At 61.0% G+C, this 20,053-nt stretch carries 19 protein-coding genes; 14 read left to right on the top strand and 5 right to left on the bottom strand.

Annotated elements, in window-relative coordinates:
* The first annotated feature begins 152 nt into the window (after nucleotides 1–152).
* Nucleotides 153–1,265 carry an NADH:flavin oxidoreductase/NADH oxidase gene (locus tag GSQ77_RS21440; protein ID WP_158904766.1) on the top strand — a complete coding sequence of 371 codons (1,113 nt, stop codon included), beginning with the start codon at nucleotides 153–155 and terminating at the stop codon, nucleotides 1,263–1,265.
* A 145-nt stretch (nucleotides 1,266–1,410) separates the two neighbouring features.
* Nucleotides 1,411–1,860 (top strand): SET domain-containing protein, encoded by a 450-nt coding sequence (locus GSQ77_RS21435; RefSeq protein WP_158904765.1) that lies wholly within the window; start codon nucleotides 1,411–1,413, stop codon nucleotides 1,858–1,860.
* A 93-nt stretch (nucleotides 1,861–1,953) separates the two neighbouring features.
* On the opposite strand, the gene GSQ77_RS21430 is transcribed toward GSQ77_RS21435, so the two are convergent.
* Both GSQ77_RS21430 and GSQ77_RS21425 read right to left on the bottom strand, forming a co-directional pair.
* The gene (locus GSQ77_RS21430; RefSeq protein WP_158906444.1) at nucleotides 1,954–3,390 is read right to left on the bottom strand and encodes a sensor histidine kinase; all 1,437 of its coding nucleotides are present in this window, start codon (nucleotides 3,388–3,390) and stop codon (nucleotides 1,954–1,956) included.
* Nucleotides 3,391–3,467: 77 nt separating this feature from the next.
* The gene (locus GSQ77_RS21425; RefSeq protein WP_158904764.1) at nucleotides 3,468–4,145 is read right to left on the bottom strand and encodes a response regulator transcription factor; all 678 of its coding nucleotides are present in this window, start codon (nucleotides 4,143–4,145) and stop codon (nucleotides 3,468–3,470) included.
* Nucleotides 4,146–4,333: 188 nt separating this feature from the next.
* On the opposite strand from GSQ77_RS21425, the gene GSQ77_RS21420 reads away from it, so the two are divergent.
* Nucleotides 4,334–4,561 (top strand): DUF3717 domain-containing protein, encoded by a 228-nt coding sequence (locus GSQ77_RS21420; RefSeq protein WP_158906442.1) that lies wholly within the window; start codon nucleotides 4,334–4,336, stop codon nucleotides 4,559–4,561.
* A gap of 130 nt (nucleotides 4,562–4,691) precedes the next feature.
* Here the strand turns inward: GSQ77_RS21420 and GSQ77_RS21415 are convergent, their stop codons facing one another.
* The gene (locus GSQ77_RS21415; protein ID WP_158904763.1) at nucleotides 4,692–4,988 is read right to left on the bottom strand and encodes a 4a-hydroxytetrahydrobiopterin dehydratase; all 297 of its coding nucleotides are present in this window, start codon (nucleotides 4,986–4,988) and stop codon (nucleotides 4,692–4,694) included.
* A 264-nt stretch (nucleotides 4,989–5,252) separates the two neighbouring features.
* On the opposite strand from GSQ77_RS21415, the gene GSQ77_RS21410 reads away from it, so the two are divergent.
* Complete coding sequence (locus GSQ77_RS21410) at nucleotides 5,253–5,744, top strand: Lrp/AsnC family transcriptional regulator (RefSeq protein ID WP_158904762.1); 492 nt, start codon at nucleotides 5,253–5,255, stop codon at nucleotides 5,742–5,744.
* Between the two features lie 113 nt (nucleotides 5,745–5,857).
* Here the strand turns inward: GSQ77_RS21410 and GSQ77_RS21405 are convergent, their stop codons facing one another.
* Together GSQ77_RS21405 and GSQ77_RS21400 are read right to left on the bottom strand one after the other, a co-directional pair.
* Nucleotides 5,858–6,373 carry a class IV adenylate cyclase gene (locus GSQ77_RS21405; RefSeq protein WP_158904761.1) on the bottom strand — a complete coding sequence of 172 codons (516 nt, stop codon included), beginning with the start codon at nucleotides 6,371–6,373 and terminating at the stop codon, nucleotides 5,858–5,860.
* Nucleotides 6,374–6,454: 81 nt separating this feature from the next.
* On the bottom strand, nucleotides 6,455–7,348 hold the full coding sequence (locus GSQ77_RS21400) for a LysR family transcriptional regulator (protein ID WP_158904760.1): 894 nt from the start codon (nucleotides 7,346–7,348) through the stop codon (nucleotides 6,455–6,457).
* Nucleotides 7,349–7,677: 329 nt separating this feature from the next.
* Between GSQ77_RS21400 and GSQ77_RS21395 the strand changes: the two genes are divergently transcribed.
* The 10 genes from GSQ77_RS21395 to GSQ77_RS21350 all read left to right on the top strand — a co-directional run.
* Complete coding sequence (locus GSQ77_RS21395) at nucleotides 7,678–9,309, top strand: GMC family oxidoreductase (protein WP_254067731.1); 1,632 nt, start codon at nucleotides 7,678–7,680, stop codon at nucleotides 9,307–9,309.
* Nucleotides 9,310–9,618: 309 nt separating this feature from the next.
* Nucleotides 9,619–10,398: an ABC transporter ATP-binding protein gene (locus GSQ77_RS21390; RefSeq protein WP_158904759.1), complete on the top strand. Its 780-nt coding sequence runs from the start codon at nucleotides 9,619–9,621 to the stop codon at nucleotides 10,396–10,398.
* Nucleotides 10,398–11,159: an ABC transporter ATP-binding protein gene (locus tag GSQ77_RS21385; protein WP_158904758.1), complete on the top strand. Its 762-nt coding sequence runs from the start codon at nucleotides 10,398–10,400 to the stop codon at nucleotides 11,157–11,159. Before GSQ77_RS21390 ends, GSQ77_RS21385 begins: the two co-directional genes overlap by 1 nt.
* Nucleotides 11,160–11,303: 144 nt before the next feature.
* Complete coding sequence (locus GSQ77_RS21380; protein WP_158904757.1) at nucleotides 11,304–12,512, top strand: ABC transporter substrate-binding protein; 1,209 nt, start codon at nucleotides 11,304–11,306, stop codon at nucleotides 12,510–12,512.
* Between the two features lie 278 nt (nucleotides 12,513–12,790).
* Nucleotides 12,791–13,675 (top strand): branched-chain amino acid ABC transporter permease, encoded by an 885-nt coding sequence (locus GSQ77_RS21375; protein WP_158904756.1) that lies wholly within the window; start codon nucleotides 12,791–12,793, stop codon nucleotides 13,673–13,675.
* Between the two features lie 10 nt (nucleotides 13,676–13,685).
* Nucleotides 13,686–14,657: a branched-chain amino acid ABC transporter permease gene (locus GSQ77_RS21370; protein WP_158904755.1), complete on the top strand. Its 972-nt coding sequence runs from the start codon at nucleotides 13,686–13,688 to the stop codon at nucleotides 14,655–14,657.
* A 657-nt stretch (nucleotides 14,658–15,314) separates the two neighbouring features.
* A complete protein-coding gene (locus GSQ77_RS21365) occupies nucleotides 15,315–16,409 on the top strand; it encodes an ABC transporter substrate-binding protein (protein WP_254067818.1) in 1,095 nt (364 codons plus the stop codon).
* A 98-nt stretch (nucleotides 16,410–16,507) separates the two neighbouring features.
* Complete coding sequence (locus tag GSQ77_RS21360) at nucleotides 16,508–17,572, top strand: branched-chain amino acid ABC transporter permease (RefSeq protein WP_158904753.1); 1,065 nt, start codon at nucleotides 16,508–16,510, stop codon at nucleotides 17,570–17,572.
* Between the two features lie 94 nt (nucleotides 17,573–17,666).
* A complete protein-coding gene (locus GSQ77_RS21355; RefSeq protein ID WP_158904752.1) occupies nucleotides 17,667–19,442 on the top strand; it encodes an ATP-binding cassette domain-containing protein in 1,776 nt (591 codons plus the stop codon).
* Nucleotides 19,439–20,053 (top strand): ABC transporter ATP-binding protein (locus tag GSQ77_RS21350; protein WP_158906438.1); only part of this gene is annotated, 615 nt, incomplete at its 3' end. The genes GSQ77_RS21355 and GSQ77_RS21350, both read left to right, overlap by 4 nt.

Genomic DNA, 20,053 nt, shown 5'->3' with positions numbered 1-20,053 from the left:
ACGGGTGCACGCTGTGTAAGTGCGGGTGAATACGTGCGAGTGCGTGTATGGGCCAGTACGAGACATTGCGTGCGAGGCCGCGTGCGGGAAGCTCGCTGCTCGGCATGGTTTGCTGCGTTGTTTACTCTTGTCAGGCCTGAAATCGTCTTCTTATGAGCATACTTTTTTCTCCGTTTTCGCTGCGCGAACTGACACTGCCGAATCGGCTCGTTGTATCGCCGATGTGCCAATATTCCGCCGAGGCGGGGCAAGCCACCGACTGGCACATGATGCATCTCGGGCAGCTTGCGGTTTCTGGAGCGGGCCTGCTTTGCGTCGAGGCCACGGCCGTCGAACCGGAAGGCATGATTACCGCGGCCGATCTGGGTTTGTGGTCGGATGCGACCGAACAAGCGATCGCACGCGTGGTCACGGCAATTCGACGGTATAGCCCCATTCCACTTGCGATCCAGTTATCGCATGCGGGCCGCAAGGCATCGAGCGGTGCGCCATGGGAAGGCGGCCAGTTGGTGAGCGTGGCGCAAGGTGGTTGGCAAACGGTTGGGCCTTCGGCGGTGCCGCACAAAGAAGGTGAGTCGGCGCCGCTGGCGCTGGACGAGGCCGGTCTTGAACGGATCAGGACGGCTTTTGTCGCGTCAGCCAAGCGCGCGGTTCGTCTCGGTTTCCAGGCGATCGAGTTACATGCGGCGCACGGTTATCTGTTGCATCAATTCCTCTCGCCGTTGGCGAACCAGCGCAGTGACGCCTATGGCGGCTCGCTGGAAAACCGGATGCGCTTTCCGCTCGAAGTATTCGATGCAGTGCGTGCGGTAGTGCCCGACGGCATACCGGTGGGCGTACGGGTATCGGCGACCGACTGGGTCGAGGGCGGCTGGGATCTGCCGCAGACGCTGGTGTTTGCTCGGGAACTTAAAACCCGCAACTGCGACTGGATCGACGTGTCGAGCGGCGGTGTGTCGCCGCTGCAAAAAATCGCGTTGGGCCCCGGTTATCAACTACCGTTCGCCGAAGTCGTCAAACGTGAGGTAGGCCTGCCGACGATCGCCGTCGGTTTGGTCACGGAACCCCGTCAGGCCGAGCAGATTGTCGCAAGTGGCCAAGCCGATATGGTCGCCATGGCGCGCGCAATGCTGTACGATCCGCGCTGGCCGTGGCATGCTGCGGCCGAGCTGGGCGCGCAAGTCAGTGCTCCCAAGCAATATTGGCGCTGCAATCCACATCAATACAAACATCTGTTTGGCGACATTCAGTTCGGGCAACGCTGATATCGGGCTGCTTCGCTCCATCTTGGCAACGCAATAATGACCTGCCACTATAAGGGAGCGGGCCAGCCGGATTGCGCCCGACGGGTCGTCCGGACCGGGTTGCAGCCCGCCTTGCAGTCCATCTTTAGCAATGAGGTATCGAAGCATGGCTTTGCCCCGTATTGTGGTGCGTCGCTCGGGAGTGCACGGGCGCGGGGTGTTCGCAAGCGTCGCGCTGGCCGCTAACGAACGCCTGATCGAATACAAGGGTGAGCGCATCTCCTGGGATGAAGCGTTGCGGCGCCATCCTCACGATCCGGATCACCCCAATCACACGTTTTATTTTTCGCTCGATAGCGGTGGTGTCATCGACGGCAAGATCAAGGGCAACAACGCCCGTTGGATCAATCACTCGTGCAAGCCGAACTGCGAAGCCGAGGAAATCGATGGCCGCGTGTTCATCAAGGCGCGTCGAGCGATCAAAGCCGGCGAGGAACTCTTCTACGATTACGGCCTGGTCATCGACGCGCGTTATACCAAGGCACTCAAGCGTGACTATTTATGCCTGTGCGGCGCATCGAAGTGTCGGGGCACGATGCTGGCGCCCAAGTCTTAAACCTTGAAGCGGTTGATCTTGGGTTTGAGCTTGGGTCTAATCTTGGGTCTGATCTTCATCCAGCCTTGGTTTGGCTTTAAGTACCCAGCAGTTTCAAATTGCAAGCGGTAGCCGGATGACGAAGCGGGAACCGCCGCCGGGCGCGTCTTCGTAATAGATATCGCCGCCATGCAGCACCGTGATATCGCGCACGATCGCGAGCCCCAGACCGGCGCCGCTGGCGGCGTTGGTTTGCGCGTCGCCGCGAAAAAAGCGTTTGAAAAGATCCGTCCGCATCTCGGGTGGCACACCCGGCCCATCGTCTTCGACCACCAGTTCGGCTTGAGCGGGTTCGCCCGGCGTGCGCTTTGTTCCCACGCTCAACGTGAGACGCCCGCCCTCGTCATCGCGCGGCGTTGCATATTTCAGCGCGTTGTCGATCAGATTGGCCAACGCCTCGCGCAACAATATCGCGTTGCTCATCACGTACAGGGGCGAGCCGCTACCGGCCTCGCCGGCTGCTGCGTCAAGTCGCTGAAAGCCCATGTCGACGCCATGAGCCAACGCCCGTGGCACGGATTCGGCGCCCGTGTCGAACGCCAGCAATGCGAGATCGACCTTGGAGAATTGCGCCACGTGCTCGCCCGGCTCGGCGCGTGCCAGCGATAACAACTGATTGGACAAACGAACTGCCCGGTCGACGGAAGCACGCAACTCCTGCACGGCAACTTGAACCGCTTGAGGGTCACGCGCCGTGGCGGCTTGTTCCGCATGCAGTTTGAGGGCGGTGAGCGGCGTGCGCAATTGATGCGCGGCATCGGCGATAAAACTGCGCTGCGCATCGAGTGCGGTTTTGAGGCGTGCCAGCAGCGCGTTCAATGCGCCGGTCAGCGGCCGGATTTCGGCGGGCACGAACGTTTCGTCAACGGGTTCCAGCGACGTGTGCGTCTGCCGGTTCAATGAATCGGCCAGTTGGGTAAGCGGTTTGAGCTGTCGGTTCACGGCGCCGAGCACGATCAGCCAGCCGGCCACCAGCAGCAGTAATAAGGGGGTCATCACGGCAAGCAGCGATTCTGCCGCAAGCCGATATAGCCGCGCAAGCCGCTGTCCAACCTCGACGGTCACAACGCTTCCATCTGCGCGCTTGACCTTGATCTGCGCGACCCGTACCGCACCGCCCTCGAAATCCGATTCGAAAATCACGGCGCGGCGGGTATCGCGCACGAAGGTGCCGGTGAGCGGCAAGTTCGATTGGCCGGCGATCTCATGTACGCCGTCGGTCACGCGATAAGTCAGGTGATCGGCGGGGTCGGAGAACATCGCATCGCCGAGTTGCGGCACGGTGATAAGCGGTGTCGTGTTCGCGCTGAGAAACTGCTGAGCCATGGCATTGGCGAATTCGGTCAGCGAGCGGTCGACGGTGCGTTCGGTATATCGAAAAGCGAGTCCGAAGGCGACCATGCCGCTGGCCAGCGCAAGCAGGGAAAGCGGCGCGATCAGCCGCCGCAGCAACGTATGCCGTAGACTGACCGCGGGAACGGAAGTGGGCATAAGCATGTGTGTTTCCAAAATGCTTTAATGCTCGAATGCTTTAACTTTAAGAGACGCTCGGCCCAGCCCAGCCGAACTTAAGCGATTTCCTGGAGCAGATAGCCGAAGCCGCGCACGGTCACGATCTCGACGCGGCAGCCTTCAAGTTTTTTGCGCACGCGGTGGACGTACACTTCGATGGCTGTGTCTCCCAGGTCGCCGCCGAAATGGGTCAAGTGGTCTTGCAATTGGGCCTTGCTCACCACGCGGCCATGCCGTTGCAACAGCATTTCGAGTACGGCGAACTCGCGCGGCGACAATTCGAGTGGCTTGTCCTGGTTGAAGATACGGCGGTCTACGCCCGACAGGCGCACGCCACCCAAGGTGATTTCGGGGCGAGAGATCACGCCGTGCGTGCCGCTGCGACGCAGTACCGTGCGAATCCGCGCTTCGAGTTCAGCGGGCTCGAACGGTTTGGAGATATAGTCGTCGGCGCCGCTGTTCAGGCCTTGTAGACGATCGTCGAGTTCGTCGCGCGCAGTGAGGATAATCACCGGGGTATGGCGGTTGTGCTGGCGCAGGCGCGAGAGCAAGGTCATGCCGTCCAGGCCGGGCAAGCCCAGGTCCAGGATAATCAGGTCGTGACGGTTCTGCGCAAACGCTTGTTCGGCGAAAATGCCGTCATGAACCATGTCGACCGTGAAGCCGGTTTGTTCGAGGCTGCTTTGGATACCGCGCGCGATCGGGCGGTCGTCTTCGATGAGTAGGAGTCGCATAGCTATCGCTCAAGTACAATTTGAAAGGGGCGCTCTCGTTCGCAGACCCGGGTAGCCCGCAAGCCAGACATGAAGGGCACTAAAGGACCGATGAAGGACCTATGACAGATCTCGCGACACAATCGAGTTCCGCTACCGATCCGGCCGCCGGATCGAGGCATGTGGACCAACCCGGGCATAACGCCGGCATGCGGGAAATCGACATCACGCAGCTCGAGGCGGCGATCAATTATTGGCGTGCCCAACTTCCTTCGTACGGTGACGAAATGAAGTTGTGCCAGCAGGCCAATGCCTTATCGAAACCTTATGCTCTGATGATTGTACAGCGGCGTAAGACGCTTCCGCTAAGTGAACTTGAGCCAAATGCGCTAATGGCGTATCAGTCTTACGAATCGCTTATGAATGGAGGGGCATAGATTACAATCGGCTGACGTTTTGACGGCTTTTCGCAGGTTTTCGTGCGTTTTGGCCGGCATCTAGCCCCTATTTAGCCCGTCTTTGGCCCATCTCTGGCCCTATCGCCGGGCTCTAAGTTTCAGTTTTTGTTCAGGGTTGAGGCGCGATGCTCTCGATAAAGCGAGCCAATTCGATATCGCGGGCGGTCACGCCCTCGGCATCGTGAGTCGTCAACGTGATATCGACCTTATTCCAGACGTTGAACCACTCCGGGTGATGATCGAGCCGCTCGGCCTTGAGCGCCACACGCGACATGAAGCCGAATGCCGCGTTGAAATCGGGGAAAACGAATTGCTTATGTATCGCGTCCCGGCCAGGGGTGGCGACCCAACCCGCGAGCGTGGGCAACAGCGTCGCGCGTTCTTCTGAAGTGAGTTTGTGCATCATGTAGCCTTTGCTGCGAAGCGGTATGAATGAGGCGTGCCATCGCGCGCCCAGAGTGTGAGTCATTCTTGCACAATTCGCTTTTGCACGATATCGAGCACGATTTCTGGTGGGCAGGCGTCCTGGCGGCTAGGCGGTTCAGAAACGCAAATTGAATCAAGTGAGCTTCGCCGCAAATAAAGCGCTCCGTTCGCGCATGGGGCGATGAGTTTACGCTTCATATGCAATAATCCTGCAAAATGAATCGAATTTTTGCGGGAGATTGCCATGCTGGAGTTAGATCACTTCGATTTGGCGCTGCTTGAGGTACTGCAGCGCTTCGGTCGTGCGACCCATCAGCAATTGGGCGAACAGGTACCGTTGTCGCCGTCGCAGATCGGGCGGCGCCTGCAGCGGCTTGAATCGGCGGGGGTGATCGATGGGTACCAAGTGATCCTGCGCCCGGAAAAGCTTGGGCTCAGCGTAACGGCCTTCACTAGCCTGAAGCTCAAGCATCAAGGCGACTCGATCATCGAGCAGTTCCAGCAGCAGATCGAGCTCCTGCCAGAGGTGCTCGAATGTCATGCCGTGGTGGGCGACGCCGATTACATGTTGCGCATCGTCAGCGCCGACCTCAATGCGCTATCGACCTTCGTCATGAAGAAACTGATGCGAGTGCCGGGCGTCGATAGCGTGCGCTCCAACATCGTGTTGACTACCTTCAAGCGCAACGGCGCTTATCCGCTCAGCCAGCTTTCGCCGGGCACCGCCGCGAGCTGATCGAACGGTGCCGGAGGCGAGAACGGGCTGAGCGGCTGAAGTCGCTTGGTTGCCGGCGCGTGGTTATTGTCGCGGGCTATTGTCGCGGGTTGTCGTCGCGCGTTGTCGTCGATTCAGCGGGCGTTGAGCAAATCGATGTAAGAACCGGGGACGAAAGATTCGCTGGGAATGCCCAATTTCTCGAACATCTTGAACGCTTCTTTTTCGCCGGTGGCTTCGTCGTCGTCTTGCGCCAGCACCACTTCGATTTCGACGAAATCGCCCAAGCCTTCGACGCGATCGAGCTGGATGCGGGAGCGGTCGACCAGATAAACCAGCCGTTCCTTGGAAACGTTACCGCGTATCTTCAGTGCTGCCGCGAACAACGCCTGGGTGGCCTCGACATTGGTGACGGGGCTGCGCATGTAGAACGAAACCTTGGGGCCATCGGCGTCATCGCGTTGATAGAAAATCAGTTCGGCAGGCGATCCGTCGTCAAAGCGGCGCAGTTTCAGTCGACCCGAGGGCACTTCATAAAATGTGTCGTGCTGGCGGTATGACAGAGGGGGATGTTCGGCCATTGCTGCCGCGCGTTCCACCAGTTCATCGTAATTGTCGATGCGAGCTTTGATTTCGATATTGCGAGCCATGTGGACCTCTTGAGCGTGAATTGAAGGGGTTTGAGCCCGGAAGCGGAGTATGGTTCTGTGCGTAGTGTACTTATTGTCCGCTTACGCTGCCCACTGTTCTTTGATTAATTGCAGCGCCGCGGCGATCGCCGGTTCTTCGCGTCGCTGTGCGAGGGTCACGAATGACAATTGCGTGGCAACCGTTACGCTGTCGGCAATTGCGAGCCCGTGCGCATGGGCCTCGCGCAGCGCAATCGCGTCGCGCGCCAAGCTCAAACCGATACCCGATTTGACCAAATCCAGCATCGAACTTTCCTGGTCGACTTCGGCAACTTTGAGTGGCGAAACTCCCAATGCGCCGAAGATCGCGCACAGCAGCCGATGGTGTGCCGACGCCGGAGGCGTCCAGATCCACGGCAAGGCCGCAAGTGCCGACCAGTCTCGCCCGCTCACGCGGTCTTTCCAGCCGGCCGGCGCCAGCACCCGATAGTTGAACGGGGTGAGCGCGACCGTATATAAGGCCGGTTGCCCGGCCGCGGGAGCCTGGGGCTCGCCGATGTAATAACCGACATCGAGTTCGCCGGCGGCGACTTGTTCCAGCACCCAACCCGACATGCCGTGGCGTAAACCGGTTTCGATCTGCGGATAGCCCTCCACCAGGCGTTTGAAAAATCCGCCCAGACGCAGAAATTCGGGGTCGAGAATGGTGCCGATACGCAATTGGCCGCGCACCGTCTCGCGCATTGCGGCAGCCGCGCGCTCCAGGTCGGTTGCACTGGCCAGCGTGCGTTCGGCCAACGGCAACAAGGCTTGGCCATCGCGCGTGAGCGTCAGACCGTGCGCATTACGTGAAAACAAAGCCAGATTGAGGATTTCCTGCAAATGCTTGATGCGCAAGCTCACAGCCGGCTGCGTCAAATGTAGCTGGACGGCGGCACGGGTCAGGTTGCCCTCGCGAGCCACCATCACAAACGCGCGTAGTAGAGTAAGGTCCATATCAGCAATATAAGCAGGATTTATATCTGATCTCAAAAGAAATCATTGGAAAGTGCGTCGCAACACGCTCTATCCTTTGTACCACGGTGGGCGGATGGCCGTGTTGGAGCACGGTGTTGAATCGGCACAACGCTTGGGCAAAGGGTTGGCCTAGCTGATACGCGGTCCACAGAGAGAACAGTTATGAGTCAATCTAATATTCTGGCTCCGACGCGCGGCGCAAGATCGAGCGGCGATCGTGAGGTGGGTCCGATAGGGGCCTAGCGCAAACAGGCAACAAGCCGTCGTTCAGATAAGTACAAAAAATAACAGTAGCAGGGAGACTCGCCGTGGCGACCTTAGAAGGTGAATACGATTACATCATCGTCGGCGCAGGCACGGCGGGCTGCGTACTGGCCAACCGTCTGACCGAGGATCCCGAGGTATCAGTACTGTTGCTGGAAGCGGGCGGCAAGGACGATTACCATTGGATCCATATCCCCGTCGGGTACCTCTATTGCATTGGCAATCCGCGTACCGACTGGCTCTACAAGACCGAAGCCGAGGCCGGCCTCGATGGACGCGCGCTGTCGTATCCACGCGGGCGTGTGCTGGGCGGATCGTCCTCGATCAACGGCATGATCTATATGCGCGGCCAGCGCGAAGACTACGACGGTTGGGCTGAGCTGACCGCAGACTCCGGCTGGTCATGGGACTCGGTGCTGCCGGTATTCAAACGTAGCGAGGACTATCACGGCGGCAATAGCGAGTTTCACGGCAAGGGCGGCGAGTGGCGAGTCGAGAAGCAGCGATTGCGCTGGAACATACTTGAAACGTTTGCGAAGGCAGCGGAAGAAGTGGGCGTGCCGGCGACCGAGGACTTCAACCGCGGCAACAACTTCGGTGTCGGGTATTTCGATGTGAACCAGCGGCGCGGCATACGCTGGTCTACGGCCAAGGCATTCTTACGGCCGGCTTCGCGGCGTGGCAACCTGACCATCATTACCGGCGCGCAAGTCAAACACCTGAGCTTCGAAGGGCGTCGATGCACCGGTGTCGAATATCTGGGAGGCGGCGCCGATTATCACGCCAAGGCACGCATCGAAGTGCTGCTCGCCTCGGGTTCGATCAATTCGCCGGCGCTGCTTGAGCGCTCAGGCATCGGTGACGCCGCGCGGCTGCAGCAATTAGGCGTACCCGTGATCCATCATTTGAGTGGCGTCGGCGAAAACCTGCAGGATCATCTGCAACTGCGCATGGCGTACAAGGTCACCGGCGTGTCGACGCTCAATACCTTGCAGGCACATTGGTGGGGCAAGTTGGCGATCGGCATGCGTTATGCATTCAACCAAAGCGGACCGATGAGCATGGCGCCTTCACAGTTGGGCGCATTCGCAAAATCGAACCCCGATGATCCGGCGATCGTTCGACCCGACATCCAATATCACGTGCAACCGTTGTCGCTGGAAAAGTTTGGCGAGCCGCTGCACACGTTCAATGCGTTTACCGCATCGGTCTGTCATTTGCGGCCAAGCTCGCGCGGTAGCGTGCACATCACAGCGGCAGATCCCTTTGCGGCCCCGCGCATTGCACCGAATTATCTGTCGACTGACCATGATCGTCACGTTGCGGCGAATGGTTTGCGCTTCACTCGCCGTATCGCAGCCGCCCCCGCGTTGGCGCGTTATCGACCCGAAGAAATCATGCCCGGGGTCGAGTTCCAGAGCGAGGACGAACTCGTGTCGGCGGCAGGTCGAATCGGCACAACCATTTTTCATCCGGTCGGCACGTGTGCGATGGGGCGCGTCGAAGATCCGTCGGCCGTGGTCGACAGCCAGCTCAGGGTGATCGGTATCGAGGGTCTGCGTGTGGTCGACGCTTCGGTGATGCCGCGTATCACCTCGGGCAACACCAATTCGCCGACATTGATGATTGCGGAACGCGCGAGCGAGATGATACGGGCGGCCCGACGCGCTCGCTGAGCGCACGTCGTGCGCGGCGGCGCTCACGCACGACAGCATGCAAAAAGCTTACGGCGAGGGTTTTCCTGCATCGATTCGATGGCGGGAAGCCCTTTTGCGTACTGGGTTTTCGCAGAAAAGCAAATGATTGCGATTTGTTAGTGCAAACACCGATAAGTGCGGCGCATCATTATTGCGACAATACGATCCGGCTGTGCTTTACAGTAACACGCGCGCGCGCCTATGCTGCGCTGCACGCGAATCGCATCAGAATTTCTTTGCGCTCGGCCGTAGCGCAGATCACCGATCCAAAACACCGTGGCAGAGGACATGATTCAAAACGAAATCATTCTTGAGACGCGTGGGCTGACGAAAGAGTTTCGTGGCTTCACTGCGGTCAGCGGCGTGAACCTGAGTGTCAGGCGCGGTACGATCCATGCATTGATCGGACCCAACGGCGCGGGCAAAACCACCTGCTTTAACCTGCTCACGAAATTCCTCGAACCGACTTCCGGCCAGATCGTTTTCAACGGCATCGACATCACGCGTGAAAAGCCGGCAGAGATTGCACGGCGCGGCGTGATCCGTTCGTTCCAGATCTCGGCGGTATTTCCGCACATGACGGCGCTACAAAATGTGCGAGTCGGACTGCAGCGTCAGTTGGGCACGTCCTTTTATTTTTGGCGCAGTGAACGCTCGTTGACCGAACTCAACGGCCGGGCCATGGAATTACTCGAGCAAGTGGGTCTTGGCGATTTCGCCGATACAGCGACGGTCGAACTTTCCTATGGGCGCAAACGCGCGCTCGAGATTGCCACGACCCTGTCGATGGAACCCGAGGTGATGCTGCTCGATGAGCCGACGCAGGGCATGGGTCACGAGGACGTCGATCGCGTTACGGCGCTGATCAAGAAAGTGTCGGCGGGTCGCACCATTCTGATGGTCGAACACAATATGAACGTGATTGCCGGAATCTCCGACACCATCACTGTCTTGCAGCGCGGCGAAGTTTTGGCCGAAGGTACCTACAGCGAAGTGTCGAAGAACCCGCTGGTCATGCAGGCGTACATGGGCAGCGTCGACGCTGCATTGCAGGGAGCCCACGGCTGATGCACGCTGAAAACGAAACCCTTGCGCCGAGTGCTGCGCAACAGGCGGCCAACGGCGAAGCGGCGCTGGAAATCACCGGGCTGCAGGCCTGGTATGGCGAATCCCACATTCTGCATGGCGTCGATTTGCGCGTGAACCGCGGCGAAGTGGTGACTTTGCTGGGGCGCAACGGCGCGGGCCGCACCACGACGATGCGCGCGATCATGGGCTTGACGGGCCGACGTACGGGCTCGATCAAGGTCAATGGCCGTGAAACCGTCGGGCTGCGGTCGCACAAGATCGCGCATTGCGGCGTCGGTTATTGTCCGGAAGAGCGCGGTATTTTCGCGAGCTTGTCGTGCGAAGAGAACCTGATGTTGCCGCCGGTAATTTCGCGCTCGGCGAAATCGATGTCGATCGATGAAATCTACGAGATGTTTCCGAATCTGAAAGAGCGCCGCGGCAGTCAGGGCACCCGGCTCTCGGGCGGGGAACAGCAAATGCTGGCGGTGGCGCGCATCCTGCGTACGGGCGCGAATCTGTTATTGCTCGACGAGATTTCCGAAGGGCTCGCGCCGGTCATCGTGCAGGCGCTCGCGCGCATGATCCTGATGCTGAAATCGCGCGGTTATACGGTCGTGATGGTCGAGCAGAATTTCCGGTTCGCGGCGCCTTTGGCAGATCGGTTTTATGTGATGGAGCATGGCAATATCGTCGAGCATTTCAATGCTCGCGAGCTTGATGCCAAGATGCCGGTGCTGCACGAATTGCTGGGCGTCTGAGGGAGTTCTGCGCTGTGGCGCCGTATAGCGCTGGGGGCGTATGCGTAAGCGGCGCCGACCTCGTAAGGGGCCAGTAACATACGCGCGGTTTGCGCAATCCGTTTTTTTTACCTACAAGAAGATTCACGACAAGGGAGACAGGGCATGAAACTCAAGAAACTCGCGGGTGCGGTGGCTTTGACCATGGTTGCGGCGCTGGGCAGCATGCCGGTGGCTAACGCCGCTGGCGATACGGTCAAGATGGGCTTCATCACGGATTTGTCGGGCGTGTACGCCGATATCGATGGCCAGGGCGGCGTGGAAGCCGTGCGCATGGCAATTGCCGATTTCGGCGGCAAGGTCAACGGCAAACCGATCGAGCTGCTGTTGGCCGATCACCAGAACAAACCGGATATCGCCGCATCGCGCGCGCGCGAATGGTTCGACCGTGACGGCGTCGACTTCATCCTCGGCGGCACCAACTCGGGCACGGCACTGGCGACCAACCAAGTTGCGATCGAAAAGAAAAAGCTCTACATCAACGTCGGCGCTGGTGCGGACAATCTGACCAATGAGCAATGCTCGCCGCTGTCGATCCACTACGCGTATGACACCACCGCGCTTGCGAAGGTAGCGGGCTCGGCCATTACCAAGCAACCCGATGGCAAGACCTGGTATTTCCTGACAGCCGACTACGCATTCGGCAAGGCGCTTGAGAAGGCTGCCACCACGGTGGTGCTGGCCAATGGCGGCAAGGTGCTTGGCGCAGCACGCCATCCGCTGTCGGCATCGGATTTTTCGTCGTTCCTGTTGCAGGCGCAGGCATCGAAGGCGCAGGTGCTCGGTTTGGCTAACGCCGGCGGCGACACGGTGAATTCGATCAAGGCGGCCAAAGAGTTTGGCATCACCAAGACGATGAAGATCGCGGCACTGCTGGTCTTCCTCGCCGACGTGAACAGTTTGGGCCTGGAGACCACGCAAGGCCTGTTGCTCACGGATAGCTGGTATTGGGATCAGAACCCTGCGTCGCGCGCATGGGCGGCACGTTACTTCGACAAGATGAAGAAAGAGCCGGGCAGCCTGCAGGCGGCTGACTATTCGGCCACGATGAACTGGCTCAAGGCAGTTCAGGCAGTCGGTTCGACCGATCCGGATAAGGTTGCTGCTCAGATGAAGAAGGCTGGCGTCAACGACTTCTACGCCAAGGGCTACATCCGCGCCGATGGTTCGATGATTCACGACATGTACTTGATGCAAGTGAAGAAGCCGAGCGAATCGACCAAGCCGTGGGACTACTACAAGGTGGTCGCGACAGTGCCGGGCGATCAAGCTTTCACGACCAAGGCTGAAACGCGTTGCGCGATGTGGAAGTAACTCGCTGGAAGTAACCCCGTGGAAGTACCTCGGGTGTTGAGTTGACTATGCCTCGACCCCTGCCCGGCCATCCGTCGAAGAAGGGTCGTCGGCTTGATCGACGATATGAAGAGCGGTAAATAGCGAAGGGCGGCGCGTCGGGTGACCTCAAGGTCCGCGGCGCGTCTGTCTCTAGCCATAGGCAGGACCGGGCGTTGCACGCATTCATGCGCCTTTACACCGCACACCGTGCAAACGTGGGCGTTTCTTTTGGTTATTCAAGCGGACAGACCGATTCGATGGATATCTTTGGCATTCCGTTGCCGGCTATGCTGAGTCAGCTGCTGCTGGGCCTCGTGAACGGCTCGTTCTACGCGATCCTGAGCCTGGGCCTTGCGGTGATTTTCGGCCTGCTCAACGTCATCAATTTTTCGCATGGCGCAACCTTCATGCTCGGTGCGATGGTCACCTGGATGGGGTTCGCCTATTTCGGCATCGGCTATTGGCCCATGCTGATCCTCGCGCCCTTGGTCGTCGGCCTGTTCGGCATCGTGCTTGAGCGCACCTTGTTGCGCTGGCTCTATCAACTCGACCACTTATATGGCTTGTTGCTGACGTTCGGCATCACCTTGGTGATCGAAGGCGTGTTCCGTTCGATCTACGGATCTTCGGGCCAGCCTTACGACGTACCTGCACTGTTGACGGGCGCGACCAACCTCGGCTTCATGTACTTGCCGAACTACCGCGCCTGGGTGGTGGTGGCGTCGTTGACGGTTTGTTTCGCGACCTGGTTCGTGATCGAGAAGACCAAGCTGGGTGCCTATTTGCGTGCCGGTACCGAAAACCCGCGGCTGGTCGGAGCCTTTGGTATCAACGTGCCGCTGATGGTTACGCTCACCTACGCCTTCGGCCTCGCGCTGGCGGCATTTGCGGGTGTGCTGGCGGCTCCGGTGATTCAGATTTCGCCGTTGATGGGGCAGCCTATGATCATTACCGTGTTTGCGGTGGTGGTGATCGGCGGCATGGGTTCGATCATGGGCTCTATCCTGACCGGCCTGATGCTTGGCGTGGTGGAAGGGCTCACGCGCGTGTTTTACCCGGAAGGGTCGGCGACCGTCGTGTTCGTGATCATGGTACTGGTGCTGCTGGTTCGTCCGGCGGGCCTGTTCGGTAAAGAAAAGTAAAAGGACAGCAATGCTTAAGAAAGCGCTTTACGGGTTGCTGCTGTTGGGCCTGCTGGTGGCGCCGTGGCTGGGCGTGTATCCCCTGTTCCTGATGAAGGTGCTGTGCTTTGCGCTTTTTGCCGCGGCATTTAATTTGCTGATCGGCTATACCGGGTTGCTGTCTTTCGGGCACGCGGCGTTTCTCGGCTCCGCCGGCTACGTTACCGGTTACGCGATCCAGACGCTGGGCCTGACGCCCGAACTCGGCATCCTCGCCGGAGTGGTCGCCGGCGTGGTGCTGGGGTTTGTGATGGGGGTGTTGGCGATTCGCCGCCAAGGTATCTACTTTGCGATGATTACCCTGGCGCTGGCCCAACTGCTGTATTTCGTGTTTCTGCAGATACCGCTTACGCACGGCGAAGACGGCCTGCAGGGCATCGCTCGCGGCAAGCTGTTCGGGGTGCTCTCGCTCGATTCCGATTTGACGCTCTATTTCGTTGTGGTCGCGATCATGGTGCTAGCGTTCCTGTTGATCGTGCGCATCGTGCATTCGCCGTTCGGTTGGGTGCTGGCGGCGATCAAGGAGAATGAGCCACGCGCAATTTCGCTGGGGTATGACACCGATCGTTTCAAGCTGCTTGCGTTCGTGCTGTCGGCGGGGCTCGCGGCGCTGGCCGGATCGCTCAAGGCGCTGGTGCTCGGTTTCGAGACCCTGGGCGACGCGCATTGGTCGACTTCCGGCCTGGTGATCCTGATGACGCTGGTAGGTGGCATGGGGACCTTGTTCGGGCCGCTGGTGGGCGCGTTTATCATCGTGGCACTGGAGGATAGGCTGGGGGACATCGGGAGCTTCCTGGCCTCTGTGACGGGCGTTCAGTGGTTCAACTCACTGGGCGAGTCGGTCACCATCGTGATCGGACTCATTTTTATTCTCTGCGTGCTGGCGTTCCGTCGGGGGATCGTCGGCGAAATCGTAGCGCGGGTAAAGCCGCTCAGATCGTGAACGCGGCGGTGGAAGTCGGCGCTGCCTAGGTGCATGCAGTCGCGATAATGCTGCCGACTTTCACCAAAATGGACGGTTTTGCACCTTCCTAGGGTAAATGCTAGCTTGTCGCAAGGGGCGTCGATGGTTTATCTTTCGGTCAGTTCGATGCACCGCATTTGCAAGGCGGGGAACGAGGAGACAATAAGGCATTCAGTGCCACGGAAAGCGCTGTTGGGTGTTAAATCCAACAGCGCTTTTTATTTGTCCAAATTTTTTATGATCGCCCCTCTTCGCTTGCATTCCCCCTCGCGTCTTGTTTGCATCTTGTCTGCGTTTCGTCAGGCATCGGGTGTTACCTTGTGTTTGTCGGCGTCGCGGCATGTTATGCGCGCGGGTCTGCGATTTGCGGTGCGGCGGTCATCGTCAATAAATTAGTATTCCAAAGTATTTTTTGGGTCCGCCTCGTATGTGACAGAGGAGGCGGTTTTCTCGAGCACGACGGCGCAGGAATGCGCTGCCGTCATTGAAGTTGTTTATTTTTTATCGCGATCCGCGCTGAGCTAAAGAAGCGGAACACACCGAGGAGACTGAGAGATGAAGGTCGTACAGAAGAAGAACAAGTTTGGGGTTGTGGCTGGCGTGCTGTTGGGCGTGGGTCTGCTGGGCGCCGCGGGTATGGCGCAAGCGCAGATCAAGATCGGGGTGACGCTATCCTCGACGGGCCCGGCGGCGTCGTTGGGAATTCCGGAGAAGAACACGATCGCGCTGCTGCCCAAGGAGATGGGCGGCAAGAGCGTGGAGTACATCGTGCTGGACGACGCGACGGACGTGACGCACGCGGTGCAGAACATGCGCAAGCTCACGAGCGAGGACCACGTGGATGCGGTGATCGGCTCGAGCGTGACGCCCAACGCGCTGGCGATGACGGAGGTGGCGGCGGAGACGCACACGCCGGTGATCTCGCTGGCGGCGTCGGCGGGGATCATCGAGCCGATGGACGCCAAGCGCGCGTGGGTGTTCAAGGTGCCGCAAAACGACAGCTTGATGGCTAACGCGATTGCCCAGCACATGGCGCAGCACGGGGTGAAGTCGGTGGGCTTTATCGGCTTCTCGGACGGGTACGGCGAGAGCTGGTTGAGCGAGTTCACGAAGGCGGCGGCGGCGAACCACCTGCAGTTGGTGGACGTGGAGCGCTACAACCGGGGCGACACGTCGGTGACGGGGCAGATCCTGAAGCTCACGAGCGCGAACCCGGACGCGGTGCTGATCGCGGGCTCGGGGACGCCGGCGGCGTTGCCGGAGTCGGCGCTCAAGGAGCGTGGGTATAAGGGCAAGATCTACCAGACGCACGGGGTGGCGAACAACGACTTCCTGCGCGTGTGCGGCCGTGCGTGTGAAGGTACGTTCCTGCCGGCGGGCCCGTTGCTGGTGTCGGAGCAATTGCCGGCGAGCAACCCGGTGAAGGCGTCGGCGACGACGTACCGCGAGGCGTATGAGAAGGTGTACGGCGCGGGTAGCATCGCGACGTTCGGTGGGCACGCGTGGGACGCCGGTCAGATGCTGAACCGGGCGGTTCCTGTGGCACTGAAGACGGCGCAGCCCGGCACGCCCGAGTTTCGTGCCGCGTTGCGCACGGCGCTGGAGAACGTGAAGGACTTGCCGCTGTCGCACGGGATCATGAACACGACGCCGCAGAACCACAACGGGTTGGATGAGCGGGCACGGGTGATGGTGGAGATCGTGGACGGCAAGTGGAAGCTGCAGCAGTAAGTCAGGCATCAGGTAAAGCGCGCAGTAAGGCGTCAAGCGAAGCAGTAAAAGCGTAGGTGCCCCGCGCCGGTGGCGCGGGTTTTTTTTATCGAGGAAGTATGGATTTATCAATCGCGGCGATCCTGCTGCAGGACGGCATCACGAGCGGGGCGATCTATGCGCTGCTCGCGCTGTCGCTGGTGCTGGTGTTCTCGGTGACGCGGGTGATCCTGATCCCTGCGGGGGAGTTCGTGTCGTACGGGGCGCTCACGCTGGCGGCGCTGCAGATGCAGAAGTTGCCGGGCACGTGCTGGCTGCTGCTGGTGCTGGGGGCGGGGTGTTTCCTGGCGGAGTGCGCGCGGGTGCTCAGCCACGCGGGCGAGCGGCGTCGGGCGTGGCGCACGCTGCCGGTACTGGCGGGGCGTTACGTGCTGTTCCCGGTGGCGGTGTTCGGGCTCACGCAGGCGCTGCTGGCGGGGTACGGTGCGAACCTGCCGCTGGTGGTGCAGGTGGGGCTGGCGCTGTTGATCGTCACGCCCATGGGCCCGCTGATCTACCGGCTCGCGTTTGCGCCGCTGGCGGAGGCGAGCACGCTACTGCTGCTGATCGTCTCGGTGGGGGTGCACTTCGCGCTGGTGGGACTGGGCTTGTTGATGTTTGGTGCGGAGGGCTCGCGCACCACGGCGTTCTCGGATGCGAGCGTGACGCTGGGTAGCGTGACGATCTCGGGACAAAGCCTATGGGTGATGGGCAGCAGCGTGGTGCTGATCGGCGCGTTGTACGTGTACTTCGGGCGCACGCTGTCGGGCAAGGCGTTGCGGGCGACAGCGGTGAACCGGTTGGGGGCGCGGCTGATGGGGATCGGCACGGCGCAGGCGGGCAAGCTGGCGTTCACGCTGGCGGCGGCGCTGGGGGCGTGGTGCGGGATGCTGGTGGCGCCGCTCACGACGATCTACTACGACTCGGGCTTCCTGATGGGGCTGAAGGGGTTCGTGGGGGCGATCATCGGCGGGCTGGCGAGCTACCCGCTGGCGGCAGCGGGCGCATTGCTGGTGGGGCTGCTGGAGTCGTACTCGTCGTTCTGGGCGAGCGCGTACAAGGAGGTGATCGTGTTCACGCTGATCATCCCGGTGCTGCTGTGGCGCTCGCTGGCCAGCCATACGCTGGACGACAGCGAAGAGTAGCGCGCACGGACGACGAAACCCCCGGCATGAGACATGAAGCATGACATGCCACGGACGAAGCACAGGATGAGAAGCACAGCATGAAAGAGACAACATGAAATACAGAGGACTCTTAGGACTGGCGGTGATACTGGCGTTGTTGCCGGTGCTGCCGCAGCCGGTGCAGATCCCGGAATACTGGGTGACGCTGCTCAACTACATCGGGCTGTATGCGCTGGTGGCGCTGGGGCTGGTGCTGCTCACGGGGGTGGGCGGCATGACCTCGTTCGGGCAGGCCGCGTTCGTGGGGATCGGCGCGTACGCCACCGGCTATGTCAGCACGACGCTGGGCTTGTCGCCGTGGCTGGGGCTGATCGCCGGGGTGGTGCTCACGGGGCTGCTGGCGCTGTGTCTGGGCGCGGTGACGATGCGCTTGTCGGGGCACTTCTTGCCGCTGGGCACGATCGCCTGGGGCCTGGCGCTGTACTTCCTGTTCGGGAACCTGGAGTTCCTGGGCAAGTACGACGGGATCAACGGCATCCCGGTGCTGAACCTGCTGGGCTGGCATCTGGAGAGCGGGCGCAGCATCTATTACCTGATCTGGGCGGTGGTGGTGCTGGCGGTGATGTCGCTGCTGAATTTGCTGGACAGCCGCCCGGGGCGGGCGATCCGAGCACTGAAGGGCGGCACGCTGATGGCCGAGGCGTTCGGCATCAACACGGGGTGGCTGCGCGTGGTGATCTTCGTCTACGCGGCGGTGCTGGCCGCGCTCTCGGGGTTTCTGTACGCGCACTTGCAGCGCTCGGTGAACCCGACGCCGTTCGGGCTGGATCACGGCATCGAGTACCTGTTCATGGCGGTGGTGGGGGGCGTGTCGCAGGTGTGGGGCGCGCTGCTGGGCGCAGCACTCCTCACGCTGCTGCAGGACTGGCTGCAAACGCTGCTGCCCAAGCTGTTGGGCGAGAGCGGCAACTTTGAAATCATCGTGTACGGGGTGCTGCTGGTGGTGTTGCTGCAGTACGCGCGCGACGGGGTGTGGTCGTACCTGAGCCGCTGGCTGCCCAGCGCAAAACCCACGGCGGTGGAGCCGAACGCGGCGCCCCTGGCACGGCGCACGCAACCGCCGGCGGGGCACAGCCTGCTCAAGCTCGAAGCGGTGCGCAAGACCTTCGGCGGGCTGGTGGCGGTCAACGACGTGAGCTTCGAGGTGAAGGCCGGCGAGATCATCGGGCTGATCGGGCCGAACGGGGCGGGCAAGTCGACGACCTTCAACTTGGTGACGGGGGTGCTGCAGGCCACCGCGGGGGCGGTGACGTTCAACGGCGAGCGCATCGAGCGGCTGCGCGCGCGCGAGATCGCACGGCGCGGGGTGGGGCGCACCTTCCAGCATGTGCGGCTGCTCGCGGGGATGTCGGTGCTGGAGAACGTGGCGCTGGGCGCTCACCTGCGGGGCCGGGCGGGCGTGTGGCGCAGCGTGCTGAGGATGAACCGCGCGGAGGAAGCGCAACTGATGGCGGAGGCGGCCCGGCAGTTGGAGCGGGTGGGGCTGGGCGCGCACCTGCACGAGGAGGCGGGCAGCCTGGCGCTGGGCCAGCAGCGTATTCTGGAGATTGCGCGCGCGCTGTGTGCGGACCCGGTGCTGCTGCTGTTGGACGAGCCGGCGGCGGGGCTGCGGTATCTGGAGAAACAGCAGCTGGCGCGCTTGCTCACGAAGCTCAAGGAAGAGGGGATGAGCGTGTTGCTGGTGGAGCACGACATGGACTTCGTGATGAACCTGACGGACCGGTTGGTGGTGATGGAGTTCGGCACGAAGATAGCGGAGGGGCTGCCCGAGACGGTGCAGCAGGACGCGGCGGTGCTGCAGGCGTACTTGGGTGGGGTGGAAGCATGAACGCAAACCGCAGCGAGGGCACGCCGGTGGCCGCAACGAGCCAGGACAATGCGCGGGGCAGCACGAGCAGCCCCCACGCGAACCCGACGAGCGCACCAATTCTAGAGGTGAGCGAGTTCGCGGTGCGCTACGGCAAGGTGGAGGCCTTGCACGGGGCGCGCTTGCGGGTGCAGGCGGGTCAGATCGTGACGGTGATCGGGCCGAACGGGGCGGGCAAGTCGACGTTGCTCAATGGCTTGATGGGCGCGTTGCCGATCACGGGACACGCGTCGGGCCACATCGCGTACCTGGGCGAGTCGATCGAGGAGTTGAGCATCGAGGCGCGGGTGGCACGCGGCATGTGCTTGGTGCCGGAGAAGCGCGAACTGTTCTCGAGCATGACGGTGGAGGACAATTTGCAGTTGGGGGCGTACGCGCGCAAGAAGCGCGGGGAGCGTCACTACATGAGCGAGTTGGAGACCGTGTTCGGTTTGTTCCCACGCTTGAAGGAGCGGCGGCGGCAGGCGGCGGGCACGCTCTCGGGCGGGGAGCGGCAGATGTTGGCGGTGGGCCGGGCGTTGATGGGTCAGCCGCGCTTGCTGATGCTCGACGAGCCGAGCCTGGGGCTGGCA

It is taken from the genome of Burkholderia sp. L27(2015), from assembly GCF_009765705.1.
Classification (GTDB): domain Bacteria; phylum Pseudomonadota; class Gammaproteobacteria; order Burkholderiales; family Burkholderiaceae; genus LMUX01.
The sequence above is the reverse complement of the archived record's forward strand: the minus strand, read 5'-3'. Positions and strand labels throughout refer to the sequence as shown.